General features: G+C 72.6%; 14 protein-coding genes. 13 read left to right on the top strand and 1 reads right to left on the bottom strand.

The window, feature by feature from the left end:
• Positions 1 to 32 precede the first annotated feature (32 nt).
• The gene (locus ACZCLJ_RS08430; protein ID WP_251153469.1) at positions 33 to 731 is read left to right on the top strand and encodes a demethylmenaquinone methyltransferase; all 699 of its coding nucleotides are present in this window, start codon (positions 33 to 35) and stop codon (positions 729 to 731) included.
• A 63-nt stretch (positions 732 to 794) separates the two neighbouring features.
• Here ACZCLJ_RS08430 and ACZCLJ_RS08425 read toward each other — a convergent pair whose 3' ends face one another.
• A complete protein-coding gene (locus ACZCLJ_RS08425) occupies positions 795 to 1,346 on the bottom strand; it encodes an MOSC domain-containing protein (RefSeq protein ID WP_463106106.1) in 552 nt (183 codons plus the stop codon).
• Between the two features lie 229 nt (positions 1,347 to 1,575).
• Here ACZCLJ_RS08425 and ACZCLJ_RS08420 point away from each other — a divergent pair, with 229 nt between their 5' ends.
• The 12 genes from ACZCLJ_RS08420 to nuoK all read left to right on the top strand — a co-directional run bounded on the left by ACZCLJ_RS08420 (position 1,576) and on the right by nuoK (position 14,550).
• The gene (locus ACZCLJ_RS08420; protein WP_463106105.1) at positions 1,576 to 2,877 is read left to right on the top strand and encodes a geranylgeranyl reductase family protein; all 1,302 of its coding nucleotides are present in this window, start codon (positions 1,576 to 1,578) and stop codon (positions 2,875 to 2,877) included.
• Positions 2,878 to 2,995: 118 nt separating this feature from the next.
• On the top strand, positions 2,996 to 3,358 hold the full coding sequence (locus ACZCLJ_RS08415) for an NADH-quinone oxidoreductase subunit A (protein WP_251153474.1): 363 nt from the start codon (positions 2,996 to 2,998) through the stop codon (positions 3,356 to 3,358).
• A 69-nt stretch (positions 3,359 to 3,427) separates the two neighbouring features.
• On the top strand, positions 3,428 to 3,979 hold the full coding sequence (locus ACZCLJ_RS08410; RefSeq protein ID WP_251153475.1) for a NuoB/complex I 20 kDa subunit family protein: 552 nt from the start codon (positions 3,428 to 3,430) through the stop codon (positions 3,977 to 3,979).
• Positions 3,976 to 4,752 (top strand): NADH-quinone oxidoreductase subunit C, encoded by a 777-nt coding sequence (locus ACZCLJ_RS08405; protein ID WP_463106104.1) that lies wholly within the window; start codon positions 3,976 to 3,978, stop codon positions 4,750 to 4,752. The genes ACZCLJ_RS08410 and ACZCLJ_RS08405 overlap by 4 nt, the downstream gene beginning before the upstream one ends.
• Before the next feature lie 53 nt (positions 4,753 to 4,805).
• Positions 4,806 to 6,128, top strand: a complete 1,323-nt coding sequence (locus tag ACZCLJ_RS08400) for an NADH-quinone oxidoreductase subunit D (protein WP_251153595.1) — start codon at positions 4,806 to 4,808, stop codon at positions 6,126 to 6,128.
• On the top strand, positions 6,125 to 7,153 hold the full coding sequence (gene nuoE, locus ACZCLJ_RS08395) for an NADH-quinone oxidoreductase subunit NuoE (RefSeq protein ID WP_463106103.1): 1,029 nt from the start codon (positions 6,125 to 6,127) through the stop codon (positions 7,151 to 7,153). Before ACZCLJ_RS08400 ends, nuoE begins: the two co-directional genes overlap by 4 nt.
• Positions 7,150 to 8,523 (top strand): NADH-quinone oxidoreductase subunit NuoF, encoded by a 1,374-nt coding sequence (gene nuoF, locus ACZCLJ_RS08390; protein ID WP_463106102.1) that lies wholly within the window; start codon positions 7,150 to 7,152, stop codon positions 8,521 to 8,523. The genes nuoE and nuoF overlap by 4 nt, the downstream gene beginning before the upstream one ends.
• Positions 8,523 to 11,243: an NADH-quinone oxidoreductase subunit G gene (locus tag ACZCLJ_RS08385; protein ID WP_463106101.1), complete on the top strand. Its 2,721-nt coding sequence runs from the start codon at positions 8,523 to 8,525 to the stop codon at positions 11,241 to 11,243. The genes nuoF and ACZCLJ_RS08385 overlap by 1 nt, the downstream gene beginning before the upstream one ends.
• Entirely contained in the window at positions 11,240 to 12,640 is a 1,401-nt protein-coding gene (gene nuoH / locus ACZCLJ_RS08380; RefSeq protein ID WP_463106100.1) for an NADH-quinone oxidoreductase subunit NuoH, read from the top strand. The genes ACZCLJ_RS08385 and nuoH overlap by 4 nt, the downstream gene beginning before the upstream one ends.
• A complete protein-coding gene (gene nuoI, locus ACZCLJ_RS08375) occupies positions 12,633 to 13,349 on the top strand; it encodes an NADH-quinone oxidoreductase subunit NuoI (protein ID WP_463106099.1) in 717 nt (238 codons plus the stop codon). The genes nuoH and nuoI overlap by 8 nt, the downstream gene beginning before the upstream one ends.
• Entirely contained in the window at positions 13,346 to 14,251 is a 906-nt protein-coding gene (locus ACZCLJ_RS08370) for an NADH-quinone oxidoreductase subunit J (protein ID WP_251153481.1), read from the top strand. Before nuoI ends, ACZCLJ_RS08370 begins: the two co-directional genes overlap by 4 nt.
• Positions 14,251 to 14,550: an NADH-quinone oxidoreductase subunit NuoK gene (gene nuoK / locus ACZCLJ_RS08365; RefSeq protein ID WP_251153482.1), complete on the top strand. Its 300-nt coding sequence runs from the start codon at positions 14,251 to 14,253 to the stop codon at positions 14,548 to 14,550. Before ACZCLJ_RS08370 ends, nuoK begins: the two co-directional genes overlap by 1 nt.
• Positions 14,551 to 14,567: the final 17 nt, after the last annotated feature.

The following is a 14,567-nucleotide window of genomic DNA, read 5'->3' as shown; positions in this document are numbered from 1 at the left end:
GCGCAGCGCGGCGGTCGTGGAAGCATGGGCCCATGCCCCGCGCCAGCCTGGACAAGAAGCCCGCCGAGGTCGCGTCGATGTTCGACGGCATCGCCCGCCGCTACGACCTGACCAACGACATCCTGTCGCTCGGCCAGGACCGGGCCTGGCGCCGGGCCACCGTGCGCGCGCTGGGTGCGCTGCCCGGCGAGAAGGTGCTCGACCTCGCTGCCGGGACGGGAACCTCGTCCGAGCCCTTCGCGGACGACGGGGTGCGCGTCGTGCCGTGCGACTTCTCGTTCGGGATGCTCCAGGTCGGCAAGGAGCGTCGGCCGGACCTGCCGTTCGTCGCGGGGGACGCGACGCACCTGCCCTTCGCCGACGGGACGTTCGACGCCGTGACGATCTCGTTCGGGCTGCGCAACGTCGTCGACACCGAGGGTGCGCTGCGCGAGATGCTGCGCGTCGTGCGGCCTGGCGGCCGTGTCGTGATCTGCGAGTTCTCGACGCCGACGTGGGAGCCGTTCCGCGTGCTCTATCAGGAGTACCTCGTGCAGGCGCTGCCGCGGATCGCCGCCGCCGTGACGCGCGAGGGCGGCTCGTACGAGTACCTCGCGGAGTCCATCGCGGCGTGGCCGGACCAGCGAGGTCTCGGCCGCCTGCTGCTGCGTGCCGGCTGGGAGAGCGTGGCCTACCGGAACCTGTCTGGCGGCGTCGTCGCGCTGCACCGCGGCACGCGCCCCGCCGCGTAGCGAGGAGCACCCGCGCCGCGGCTGACGGGCGCACCACGTCGGACCGGCGCTCGGACGGCCGCGTCAGACCGGCGCGAGGGGCTCGTGCGGCTCGTCCGGGAGGTGGACGACGACGTCGTCCCCCGCCGTGATCGTCCCGCCCTGCTCGACCACGGCCATGACGCCGGCCCTGCGCACGACGCCGCCCGCGCCGTCGGGCACGACGACCTGCTTGAGCAGGCCGGCCTGGAAGTCGTTGATCTGCTGGCACGGGTTGCGCAGCCCGGTGACCTCGAGCACGACGTCCGGCCCGATGGCGAGCCGCGTGCCGCGGGGCAGCGCGAGGAGGTCGATCCCGCGCGTCGTGACGTTCTCCCCGAGGTCTCCCGGAGCGACGTCGAACCCCGCGCCGGCGAGCTCGTCGAACAGCTCGGCGTGGATGAGGTGCACCTGGCGCAGGTTCGGCTGCGTCGGGTCCGCCCGAACCCTGCTGCGGTGCTGGACCGTCACGCCCGCGTGCGTGTCGCCGACGACTCCGTGACCTGCGACGACACGGACCGAGTCGCTGACCTGCTTGCTGAACTCGTGGTCCGGGCTCGAGGCCACGGCCACGACGTGCGGTGAGGTGGAGGGCACGCGGTCATCCTGCCGCACTGCGGGACCGAGGGCCCAGGAGATGCCGACGAGGGTCCTCGATGTGGCGAGGAAGGGTCACCTTGCTACACATCGCGCGGAACCAGTGACTAGAGTGACGGTGTCCATTGTGACCGACTTCACAAGGGCTGTGGGTGCACCGTGCCTGACGACGGGTGACGGTGAGGTGCGCGAGCACCGGTGGTCCGACGAGCGGCGAAGAGGTGAGGACGTGGGCGCAGGACGCGACGACGCCGACGTCATCGTCGTGGGCGCGGGTCCCGCCGGCTCGACGGCGGCCCACTACTGCGCCGCCACGGGCCTGAACGTCCTGCTGCTGGAGAAGTCCGCGTTCCCGCGCGACAAGATCTGCGGCGACGGCCTCACCCCGCGCGCCGTGGCCGAGCTGGTACGCATGGGCGTCCCGACGCGCGCCGAGGACGGCTGGATCCGCAACGAGGGCCTGCGCGTCGTCGCGAGCGGCAGGTCGTGGGAGCTCGCGTGGCCCGACCTCGCGTCCTACCCGAGCTACGGCATGGCCCGCGCACGGCACTCGTTCGACCGCACGCTCGCCGAGCACGCGCAGCGCACCGGCGCCAAGCTCCTCGAGCGCACGGCGGTGACCGGTCCGCTGCTGAACGAGCGCACCGGCCGCGTCGTCGGTGTCACGGCCCGTCCCGTGGACGACAAGGGCCGCCGCGCGGGTGACGAGGTCACGTACCGCGCGCCCGTCGTCATCGCCGCCGACGGCGTCTCGTCGCGGTTCGCGCTCGCGCTCGGCCTGAGCCGTCGCGAGGACCGGCCCATCGGCGTCGCCGTCCGCACGTACTTCCGCACGCCCCGTCATGTCGACGCGTGGATGGAGTCCCACCTCGAGCTCTGGGAGGGCGCGCCGAACGAGTCCGCGCTGCTGCCCGGCTACGGGTGGATCTTCGCGCTCGGCGACGGCACCGCGAACGTCGGTCTCGGGTCGGTGAGCTCGTCGCCGGCGAAGCAGTCCGCGGCGAACGTCGACTACAAGGACCTGTTCGCCACGTGGATGCGCAACGCGCCCGCCGAGTGGGAGCTCACCGAGGAGAACCAGATCGGCCCGGTGCGCGGCGCGGCGCTCCCCATGGGGTTCAACCGCACGCCGCTGTACACGCGCGGCGTGCTGCTCGTCGGCGACTCGGGCGGCATGGTGAGCCCGTTCAACGGCGAGGGCATCGCCTACGCGATGCAGGCCGCGCGCACGGCGGCGGACGTCGTGGCGCAGTCCCGGGCACGGGCCACCGACGCGGGGCGCGAGCGCGCGCTCCAGACGTACCCGAAGGTCATGCGCCGCGAGCTCGGCGGCTACTACACGCTCGGCCGGTACTTCGTGAGGCTCATCGAGCACCCTGAGATCATGCGGATCTGCACGCGCTACGGGCTGCCGCGCCCGGTCGTCATGCGGTTCGTCCTCAAGCTGCTGTCCGACTGCTACGAGCCCCGCGGCGGCGACTGGGTCGACCGCGTCATCGCGGGGCTGACGAGGGTGGTGCCATCGTCATGAGACCACGAGGTGGGCCGTCAGACGATCCGGCAGAGGCGCCGGCGCTCGCACCACCACCTGACCTCCACCCCGGACGGCGTCGTCCGGGGACCACGAGCCACCACGCGAGGAGTCGACGATGACCAACCCGTACGTGCCGCTCCTCGTCCTCATGGGCGTGGCCGCAGTGCTCGCCCTCGGCGGCGTCGGCGCGAGCGCCGTGATCGGTCCGAAGCGTTACAACCGCGCCAAGGTGGACGCGTACGAGTGCGGCATCGAGCCCACGCCCCACGCCGTCGGCGGCGGGCGCTTCCCGATCAAGTACTACCTCGTCGCGATGACCTTCATCGTCTTCGACATCGAGGTCGTCTTCCTCTACCCGTGGGCCGTCGACTTCGCGACGCTCGCGACGTTCGGCCTCGTCGCGATGCTCGCGTTCCTCGCGCTCATCACCGTCCCGTTCGTCTACGAGTGGCGTCGCGGGGGCCTCGAGTGGGACTGACACCGATCATCTGCACCTGTCCGCGGCACGAGCCGCACGCGCGACCGACGATGGGCTAGGAGAACAACCATGGGGATCGAGGAAGCTCCTTCAGGCTTCTTGCTCACGACCATCGAGGACCTCGCCGGGTACTTCCGCAAGGCCTCGCTGTGGCCCGTGACGTTCGGGCTCGCGTGCTGCGCGATCGAGATGATGGCCGCGGGCGCCTCGCGCTTCGACCTGTCGCGCTTCGGCATGGAGGTCTTCCGAGCGTCACCGCGCCAGGCGGACCTCATGATCGTCGCCGGCCGCGTGAGCCAGAAGATGGCGCCCGTCGTGCGCCAGGTCTACGACCAGATGAGCGAGCCCAAGTGGGTCCTGTCGATGGGCGTGTGCGCGTCGAGCGGCGGGATGTTCAACAACTACGCGATCGTGCAGGGCGTCGACCACGTCGTCCCGGTCGACATCTATCTCCCGGGGTGCCCGCCGCGGCCCGAGATGCTCATCAACGCGATCCTCGCGCTGCACGAGCAGATCGGCGACGAGCCCCTGGGCGCGAACCGCAAGGAGGCGGCGCGCGCCGCGGAGGCGGCCGCGCTCGAGGCGACGCCGACCTTCCAGATGAAGGGTCTGCTCCGGTGAGCGCCGGGCCCGCAGACGGCGCCAAGCCCGTCCCGCAGCCCGAGGAGGTCCAGGGGCCGCGCTCGGGCGAGCTCGTCACCGGTGCCGAGGCGCCGCGCACGCTCGACGTGGTCGAGGTGCGGTCGGGCATGTTCGGCGCGCAGGGCTCCGGCGACACGTCCGGCTACGGCGGTCTCGTGCAGCCCGTCGCGATGCCGGGCGCGACCCCGCGGCCGTACGGCGGCTGGTTCGACGACGCCGTGGACGTCCTCGCGCAAGTCCTCGCCGAGGGCGGCACGTCGATCAACGACGCGGTCGAGTACGTGAGCGTCGACCCGCCGGGACGGCACGGCGAGCTGACGCTCCACGTGCACCGCGACCACCTCGTGGAGGTGTGCCGTGCGCTGCGCGACGACCAGGACCTGCGGTTCGAGCTGAGCCTCGGCGTGAGCGGCGTGCACTTCCCGCACGACGTCGGCCGCGAGCTCCACGCGGTCTACCACCTGACGTCGGTCACGCACGGCCGACGCCTCCGCCTGGAGGTCGCCGTGCCCGACGCCGACCCGCACGTCCCGTCGACCACGTCGGTGTACCCGACGAACGACTGGCACGAGCGCGAGACGTGGGACTTCTTCGGCATCGTCTTCGACGGGCACCCGGCGCTCGCGCGCATCGAGATGCCCGACGACTGGCCCGGCCACCCCCAGCGCAAGGACTACCCGCTCGGCGGGATCCCGGTCGAGTACAAGGGCGCGACCGTCCCCCCGCCGGACACGAGGAGGTCGTACTCGTGAGCACGCACACCACCGGGGCGTCGCAGTCCGCCCCGCACTCCACGCGCCCGCCCGTGGGCGACTTCGAGCAGGGCGTCCCGAGCTTCGAGGCGTCGGGCGGCGACTGGGCGGAGATCGCGGAGAGCGCGGTCGCCGCGGCGGCGCTCGGCGAGGAGCGCATCGTCGTCAACATGGGCCCGCAGCACCCGTCGACGCACGGCGTGCTGCGCCTGATGCTCGAGATCGACGGCGAGACCGTCACCGAGGCGCGCTGCGGCATCGGCTACCTGCACACGGGCATCGAGAAGAACATGGAGTACCGGACGTGGACGCAGGGCGTCACGTTCTGCACGCGCATGGACTACCTCGCGCCGTTCTTCCAGGAGACGGCGTACTGCCTCGCGGTCGAGAAGCTCCTCGGCATCACGGACGACGTGCCCGAGCGGGCCAGCGTGATCCGCGTGCTCGTCATGGAGCTCAACCGCATCGCGTCGCACCTCGTGTGCCTCGGGACCGGCGGCAACGAGATGGGCGCCACGACGGTCATGACCGTCGGCTTCACGGCGCGCGAGGAGATCCTCAAGATCTTCGAGGCGATCACGGGCCTGCGCATGAACCACGCGTACGTGCGCCCCGGCGGCGTCGCCCAGGACGTCCCGACCGACATCGTGGACCAGGTCCGCGAGGCGGAGCCCCTGATCCGGCGCTACCTCGGCCAGCTCGGCGACCTCATGCTCGCGAACCCGATCTTCAAGGGCCGTCTCGTCGGCGTCGGGCACCTCAACCTCGCCGGCTGCATGGCCCTCGGCATCACGGGCCCGGTCCTGCGGTCGACGGGCCTGCCGTACGACGTGCGCAAGACAGACCCCTACTGCGGCTACGAGACGTACGACTTCGACGTCCCGACGTCGCAGGGCGCGGACTGCTACGACCGCGTCGTGCTGCGGATCGAGGAGTGCTACCAGTCGCTGCGCATCGTCGAGCAGTGCCTCGAGCGCCTGGAGGCGACGGCGGGTCAGCCCGTGATGGTCGGCGACCGCAAGATCGCGTGGCCGGCGCAGCTCGCGATCGGGTCCGACGGCCAGGGCAACTCGCTCGAGCACATCAAGGAGATCATGGGCACCTCGATGGAGGCCCTGATCCACCACTTCAAGCTGGTCACGGAGGGCTTCCGGGTCCCGGTGGGCCAGGCGTGGCAGACCGTGGAGCACCCGCGCGGAGAGCTCGGCGTGCACCTCGTGTCCGACGGCGGGACGCGCCCCTACCGCGCGCACTTCCGCGACCCGTCGTTCAACAACCTCCAGGCCGTGGCCGCGATGTGCGAGGGCGGCCAGGTCGCCGACGTCGTCGTCGCCGTCGCGTCCCTGGACCCGGTGCTGGGAGGGGTGGACCGATGACGATCGACGCTGGACCCGCCACGAACGGGTCGCCCGCGGGCGGTCGCCGCTCGCGCCCGGGCTACGACTCCGAGACGCACGCGCGCCTCGCGTCCGACGCCGCGCAGATCGTCGCGCGCTACCCGCAGGCACGCTCGGCGCTCCTGCCGATGCTGCACCTCGTGCAGGCCGAGGACGGCTACGTCTCGCGCGACGGGATCCTGTTCTGCGCCGAGCAGCTCGACCTCACGGCCGCCGAGGTCTCCGCCGTCGCGACGTTCTACACCCAGTACAAGCGCCACCCCAACGGCACCTACACGGTGGGCGTCTGCACCAACACGCTCTGCGCGATCATGGGCGGCGACGCGATCTTCGACGAGCTCTCCGAGCACCTCGGCGTCGGCCACGACGAGACGACCGACGACGGTGCGATCACCCTCGAGCGCGTCGAGTGCAACGCCGCCTGCGACTACGCGCCGGTGATGATGGTCAACTGGGAGTTCTTCGACAACCAGACCCCGCAGACCGCGACGGACATCGTCGACCGCCTCCGCGCGGGCGAGCAGGTCGCCCCGACCCGCGGCGCGGCGAGCGTCTGCTCCTTCAAGCAGATGAGCCGCGTCCTCGCGGGCTTCTCCGACGGCCGCGCCGACGAGGGCGTCGGCGCCGGCGAGCCCACCCTCGTGGGCCTGCGCCTGGCCCGCGAGAACGGCTGGACCGCCCCCGACCCGGACGCCACTCCGGACGGTGAGGCGACGAGCGGCGAGACGGGCGCGAAGGCGGGCACGGGGGCGCCGGATGCGAAGGGCGTGGCGGGCCTGGCGGGAGCGACGCGAGGGACGAGCGGCGCGGATGGTAGCCCGAGCACCGGCGCCCCCGTGCCCGCCGAAGGCGACACCGCCACCCCGGCCGACGGTGAGCCGGCCGCAGGCGAGGAGCAGTCCAGCGCCGAGCGCGAACCGACGACCGACGCCGACGTCGACCCGGGCGGAAAGCCCGGCACGCCCGAGGCGAAGCCCGACGCGTCGAAGGGAACGGACGCATGAGCCAGGAGCAGAGCGGCGCACGGCGGCCGACGACCGACCCGCTGACCCCGGTCCTGTCGGACACGTGGGACGCGGACCGGTCGTGGACGCTGGCGTCGTACACCGACCGCGGCGGCTACGACGGCCTGCGGGCGGCGCTGGCGCAGGAACCCGCCGCGATCGTCGAGACCGTCAAGGCCTCCGGCCTGCGGGGACGCGGGGGAGCGGGGTTCCCGACGGGCATGAAGTGGGGCTTCCTGCCCGCGCCCGACGGCGGTCCGCGCTACCTCGTCGTCAACGCCGACGAGTCGGAGCCGGGGACGTGCAAGGACATCCCGCTCATGATGGCGAGCCCGCAGGCGCTCGTGGAGGGCGTGGCGATCACGTCGTACGCGATCGGCTGCGACCACGCGTTCATCTACGTGCGCGGCGAGGTGCTGCACGTGTACCGGCGTCTGCTGCGCGCGGTCGAGGAGGCGTACGAGGCCGGGTTCCTCGGCAAGGACGTCCTCGGGTCGGGCTTCGACCTCGACGTCACGGTCCACGCGGGTGCGGGCGCGTACATCTGCGGCGAGGAGACGGCGCTGCTCGACTCGCTCGAGGGCCTGCGCGGGCAGCCGCGGCTCAAGCCGCCGTTCCCGGCGGTCGCGGGCCTGTACGCGCGCCCGACCGTCGTGAACAACGTGGAGTCCATCGCGAGCGTGCCGTCGATCGTGGCGCGCGGCGCGGACTGGTTCACGTCGATGGGCACGGAGCGCTCGGCGGGGTGCGGGCTGTTCTCGCTGTCGGGCCACGTGACGCGGCCGGGCCAGTACGAGGCGCCGCTGGGCATCACGCTGCGCGAGCTGCTCGACATGGCCGGCGGGATCCGCGGCGGCAAGGCGCTGAAGTTCTGGACGCCGGGCGGGTCCTCGACGCCGCTCTTCACGGACGCGCACCTCGACACCCCGCTCGACTACGAGTCGGTCGCGAAGGCGGGTTCCATGCTCGGGACGCGCGCGCTGCAGCTCTTCGACGAGACGACGTGCGTCGTGCGGGCGGTGAGCCGGTGGACGGACTTCTACGCGCACGAGTCGTGCGGCAAGTGCACGCCCTGCCGCGAGGGGACGTACTGGATGAAGCAGGTGCTGGCCCGCATCGAGGCGGGCCAGGGCACACCGGGTGACCTCGACCTGCTGCTCGACACGTGCGACAACATCCTCGGCCGGGCGTTCTGCGCCCTGGGCGACGGCGCGACGTCGCCCGTGACGAGCAGCATCGAGCTCTTCCGCGACGAGTACGAGGCGCACATCACGGGCCACGCGTGCCCGTTCGACCCGTCCGCCGCCGCGCTCTTCGACTACACGCCCCGACCGGCCGCCGCGCGCGCCCTGACGGCAGGAGTGCACTGATGACGACGACCACCCCGGCGACCTCCGGCGCCGGAAACGCCCAGCCGGCGGTGCCGTCACAGCCGGCGCGGCCCGCGCCGCCGGCGCCGCCCGCGGACCAGGTGTCGTTCACGATCGACGACATCGAGATGGCCGTGCCGAAGGGCACGCTCGTCATCCGCGCGGCGGAGCAGATCGGCATCCAGATCCCGCGGTTCTGCGACCACCCGCTGCTGGCCCCGGCCGGCGCATGCCGCCAGTGCCTCGTCGAGGTCGCGACGCCGGACCGCGAGGGCAACCTGCGGCCCATGCCGAAGCCGCAGGCGTCGTGCACGCTCGAGGTCACGCCGGGCATGGTGGTGAAGACGCAGCGCACGAGCCCCGTCGCCGACAAGGCGCAGCACGGGATCATGGAGATGCTGCTCATCAACCACCCGCTCGACTGCCCGGTGTGCGACAAGGGCGGCGAGTGCCCCCTGCAGAACCAGGCGATGAGCAACGGGCGCGCGACGAGCCGGTTCGTGGACGTCAAGCGCACGTTCCCCAAGCCGATCTCGGTGTCGACGACGATCCTGCTCGACCGCGAGCGCTGCGTCCTGTGCCAGCGGTGCACGCGCTTCTCGAAGGAGATCGCGGGCGACGCGTTCATCGACCTGCAGAAGCGCGGGGCCGCGCAGCAGATCGGCCGGTTCGACGAGGCGGTCCTGGACTTCGCGCCGCCCGCGGGCGAGACGCCGGGGGACCGTCCGGTCGGGCTCGCGCTCGAGGACGAGTCGGGCCAGCCGTTCGCGTCGTACTTCTCGGGCAACACCGTGCAGATCTGCCCGGTCGGCGCGCTCACGGGTTCCGCGTACCGGTTCCGCTCGCGCCCGTTCGACCTGGTCTCGACCCCGTCGGTCGGCGAGCACGACGCGTGCGGCAGCGCGATCCGCGTGGACCACCGCCGCGGCGTCGTGCTGCGACGCCTCGCGGGCGACGACCCGCTGGTCAACGAGGAGTGGATCACCGACAAGGACCGCTTCGCGTTCACGTGGCAGTCCGCGCCCGACCGTCTGACGCACCCGCTCGTGCGCGACCGCGAGGTCGCGCCCGACGGAACCGTGACGCGCGGCGAGCTGCGGCCGGCGTCGTGGGCCGAGGCGCTCGAGCTCGCGGCACAGGCCCTCGTGGCGGCGCGCGACGCGGGTGGCGTCGGGGTCCTGCCCGGTGGCCGCCTCACGGTCGAGGACGCGTACGGGTACGCGAAGCTCGCCCGCGTGCTGCTCCGGACGAACGACGTCGACCACCGCGCCCGCGCGCACAGCGCCGAGGAGGCCGACTTCCTCGCGCACGCGGTCGCCGGTCACGGGATCGGCGTGACCTTCACCGAGCTGGAGAAGGCCCCCGCGGTCCTCCTCGTCGGCCTCGAGGCCGAGGAGGAGGCCGGCGTCACGTTCCTGCGACTGCGCAAGGGCGCGGTCCAGCACGGCGTCCGCGTGTTCTCGCTCGCGCCCTACGCGTCGCGGGGCCTCGAGCGCATGCACGGCACGCTGCTCCCGGCCGCGCCGGGCACGGAGGCCGAGTGGCTCGACGGCCTCGCCGCGGGTGACCGGGTCCGCACGCTCGACGAGGCGGCCGGCACGGAGGACGCGCTCGCCGAGGCGAGCGACGCGCTGCGCACGCCCGGGGCCGTGATCCTCGTGGGGGAGCGTCTCGCCGCGACCCCCGGCGGCTACAGCGCCGTCCTGCGGGCCGCCGCCGCGACGGGGGCCCGGCTCGCCTGGGTGCCGCGCCGTGCGGGCGAGCGCGGCGGCGTCGAGGTCGGCACGCTTCCGAACCTCCTGCCCGGCGCACGGCCTGTCGCCGACGCGGGCGCCCGGGCGGACGTCGCGTCCCTCTGGGGCGTCGACGCCGCGGACCTGCCCGCCGCGCCCGGCCGCGACGTCACCGAGATGCTCGACGCGCTGTCGGTCGGACAGCTCTCGGGCGTGCTCGTCGGCGGGCTCGAGCTCGCCGACCTGCCCGACCCTGCGCACGCGCGCCGTGCGCTCGAGGCGGCCGACGTCGTCGTGAGCCTCGAGGTGCGCCGCTCGGCCGTCACGGAGCTGGCCGACGTGGTCCTGCCGGTCGCGCCGCCCGTCGAGCGGTCCGGGTCGTTCTGGAGCTGGGAGGGCCGGCTGCGGCCGTTCCCCGCGGCGCTCGCGTCGACCGCGATGACGGACCACCGCGTGCTCGACGCCCTCGCCGACGCCGCGGGCGTCCACCTCGGTCTTGCGACGGCAGACGCGGCGCGCGCCGAGCTCGGCCGGCTCGCCGCCTGGGACGGCGAGCGGGTCGCCGCCCCGGACGTCCCCGCGGCCGAGCCGCCCGCCGTCGCGCCCAGCACCGCGGTGCTCGCGAGCTGGCGGCTGCTGCTCGACGACGGGCGCGGCCAGGACGGCGAGCGCTACCTCGCCGGGACCGCGAAGCGGCCCGTCGCCCGGATGTCCGCGACGACCGCCGCGGCCGTCGACGTGTTCGACGGCGAGCTCGTCCGGGTCGGCACCGACCGCGGGGCGATCACGCTGCCGGTCGTCGTGACGGACATGGTCGACCACGTCGTGTGGGTCCCGCTGCGGTCCGCGGGGTCGCAGGTGCACGCGACGCTCGGCGCCGTGCCGGGCGACGTCGTGACGCTCGCGCCCGCCGACGTGCCAGGGCAGTCCACCACCGCAGCGACCCCTGGCACGACACGTCGTACCGAGGGAGGGGAGCGGGCATGAGGTTCGAGACACCCGGCATCGCGGCCGACTTCTCGCAGGACAACGGCTGGACGTACCTGGTCAAGGCGGTGCTCATCATCGTCTTCCTGCTGACGAGCGTGCTGCTCGCGATCTGGTTCGAGCGCAAGGTCGTCGCGCGCATGCAGGTGCGGCCCGGCCCGAACGTGCACGGCCCGTTCGGCCTGCTGCAGTCGCTCGCGGACGCGATGAAGCTCCTGCTCAAGGAGGACATCACCGTCAAGGCCGCGGACAAGTTCGTCTACCTGCTCGCGCCGATGATCTCGGTGTTCTGCTCGCTGCTCGTGTTCGCCGTCATCCCGTTCGGGCCCGAGGTGCGCGTGCCGTTCACGGACTTCGTGACGCCCGCGCAGCTCACCGACTTCCCCGTCGCGGTGCTGTACATCCTCGCGTGCGCCGCGCTCGGCGTGTACGGGATCGTGCTCGGTGGCTGGTCGTCGGGCTCGACGTACCCGCTGCTCGGCTCGGTGCGCTCGACGGCGCAGGTCATCAGCTACGAGCTCGCGATGGGCCTGTCGCTCGTGTCGGTGTTCATCATGGCGGGGTCGATGTCGACGTCGCAGATCGTCGACTCCCAGACCCCGCTGTGGTGGTTCCTCCCGCTCCTGCCGGCGTTCGTCATCTACGTCATCTCGATGATCGGCGAGACGAACCGCCTGCCGTTCGACCTCCCCGAGGCCGAGGGCGAGCTCGTGTCGGGATACATGACCGAGTACTCGTCGATGAAGTTCGCGTGGTTCTTCCTCGCGGAGTACATCAACATGATCAACGTCTCGGCGATCGCCACGACGCTGTTCTTCGGCGGGTGGCGCGCGCCGTGGCCGCTGTCGGCGATCAACGACGGCATGTTCAACGAGGGCTGGTGGCCGATCCTCTGGTTCCTCGTGAAGATGTGGGCCTTCATGTTCGTGTTCGTGTGGGTGCGCGGCACGCTCCTGCGCCTGCGCTACGACCAGTTCATGACGTTCGGCTGGAAGGTGCTCATCCCCGTCGCGCTCGGCTGGGTCGTCCTCCTGTCCGTCGTCCAGGGCGTGCGCCAGTTCGGCGAGGTCGACACGCGCGTCGTGCTCGGCGTCGGGGTGGGTCTCGCGCTCGTGGTCGTGGCGATCACGTGGTTCTGGCCCGAGAAGAAGGCACCACCGGGACCGGCCGGGACGAGCCGGCCCGCGGCGTCGGGCGCCCGCGGACCCGCCGAGCCGTTCGACGCCTTCGCGGGCGGCTTCCCCGTCCCGCCGCTGCCGGGCCAGTCGCTCCCGCCGTCCCCACGGCGTCGGGCCCTCGTGCCCGACGACGCCCGCTCGCCCGACGACGCCCGCTCGCCCGCCGGCACGGCGTCCGGGACCGGCACGCCCCACGACAAGGAGGTCGACCGTGGCTGACGACCAGCAGCAGTCCGCAGCGCCGGGGGAGTACCGGCCCCTGAGGCCGCAGGCCTCCGGCCTGCGCGAGGCGCTCGCGCCCGTCGCGGGCTTCGGCGTGACGTTCTCGTCGATGTTCCGGCCGACGGTCACCGAGCAGTACCCGCGGAAGAAGCACGCGCCGAAGCCGCGCTACCACGGGCGGCACCAGCTCAACCGCTACGCCGACGGCCTGGAGAAGTGCATCGGCTGCGAGCTGTGCGCGTGGGCGTGCCCTGCCGACGCGATCTACGTCGAGGGTGCCGACAACGCGGACCTGCCCGAGGGCGAGCACATGTCGCCGGGCGAGCGGTACGGCCGCGTCTACCAGATCAACTACCTGCGCTGCATCTTCTGCGGGCTCTGCATCGAGGCGTGCCCCACGCGCGCTCTGACGATGACGAACGAGTACGAGCTCGCAGGCCCCACGCGCGAGGGGATGATCTGGGAGAAGGAGGACCTCCTCGCGCCGCTGGAGCAGGGGATGCTCGCCGCACCGCACCCGATGGTCCCGGGCACGAGCGACACGGAGTACTACCGCGGGGAGGTGAGCGGCCCGGTGGCCGAGCAGGTGGCGTGGGTGCGCGAGCACCGTCCGGACGACCCGACGCTCCCGCCCGAGCCGCCCGGCCCGACGCCCGAGGTGCGCCGCGTCGAGCACGCCGACCGTCACCGGAAGGCTGCCCGATGACCGCGAGCGCGGGCGAGGCAGCCCTCTTCTGGGTCCTCGCCCCCCTCATGGTCCTGGCAGCCCTCTCGCTGCTCTTCGCGCGCAAGGCGGTCCACGCGGCGATCGCGGTCATGTTCGTCATGGTCGACCTGGCGATCCTCTACATCGCCCAGGAGGCGTCGTTCCTCGGGGTCGTGCAGGTCGTCGTCTACACGGGCGCCGTGATGATGCTGTTCCTCTTCGTGCTCATGCTCGTGGGCGTCGACGCCTCCGACTCGCTCGTCGAGACGATCAGGGGGCAGCGCTGGATCGGCGTGCTCCTGGGGCTCGGGCTGGGCGTCGTGCTCGTGGGCGTCGTCACGCAGGCGACGTTCCCGCCCGCCGTCGGGCTCGCGGCGGCCAACGAGGCGACGAACCCCGTGGCCCTGGCCCGCGTCCTGTTCGCCGACTACGTCTTCGCGATGGAGGTCGTCGGCATCCTGCTGGTCACGGCCGCCGTCTCGGCCCTCGTGCTCACGCACCGCCGCCGGCTCGTGGCGAAGGTGGGCCAGCGCGAGCAGGCCGACGCCAAGGTCGCCGCGCTCCCCGCCGGCGGTCGCCTCACGCCGCTCGCCGCGCCGGGCGTGTACGCGCAGAACAACGCGATGGACACGCCCGCGCTCGACGCCGCCGGGCGCCCGATCGAGGAGTCGGTCTCGCGCATCCTGCGCATCCGCGGCCAGGAGCGCTCGGCGGGGACGATCCTCGCCGCCGAGCGCGAGGTGCTCGTGGAGCACGAGCCGCAGCGGGCGCTCCCCGCGCTGCGCGCGGGCGACGCGAACGAGCGGAGCGTCCAGGCGGAGCCCGCGGACGCACCACCCGCCGGCGACGTGTCAGGACCCGACGACCCGGGCCGGACCCGCACCCTCGGAGATGAGGCCTGATGGAGATCACGAACTACCTCGTGCTCGCGACGATCCTGTTCACGATCGGCGCCACGACGGTGCTCCTGCGGCGCAACGCGATCATCGTGTTCATGGGCATCGAGCTCATGCTCAACGCGACGAACCTCGCGCTCGTGACCTTCGCACGCATCCACGGCGACGTCACGGGCCAGGTGCTCGCGTTCTTCGTCATGGTCGTCGCGGCGGCCGAGGTCGTCGTGGGCCTCGCGATCATCGTGTCCATCTTCCGCACGCGTCGGTCCGCCTCGGTCGACGACGTCAACCTGCTGAAGAGCTGAGAGGTCGGCACCAGTGA

The sequence above is a fragment of the Cellulosimicrobium sp. So1_17 genome (assembly GCF_055181235.1).
The sequence above is the reverse complement of the archived record's forward strand: the minus strand, read 5'-3'. Positions and strand labels throughout refer to the sequence as shown.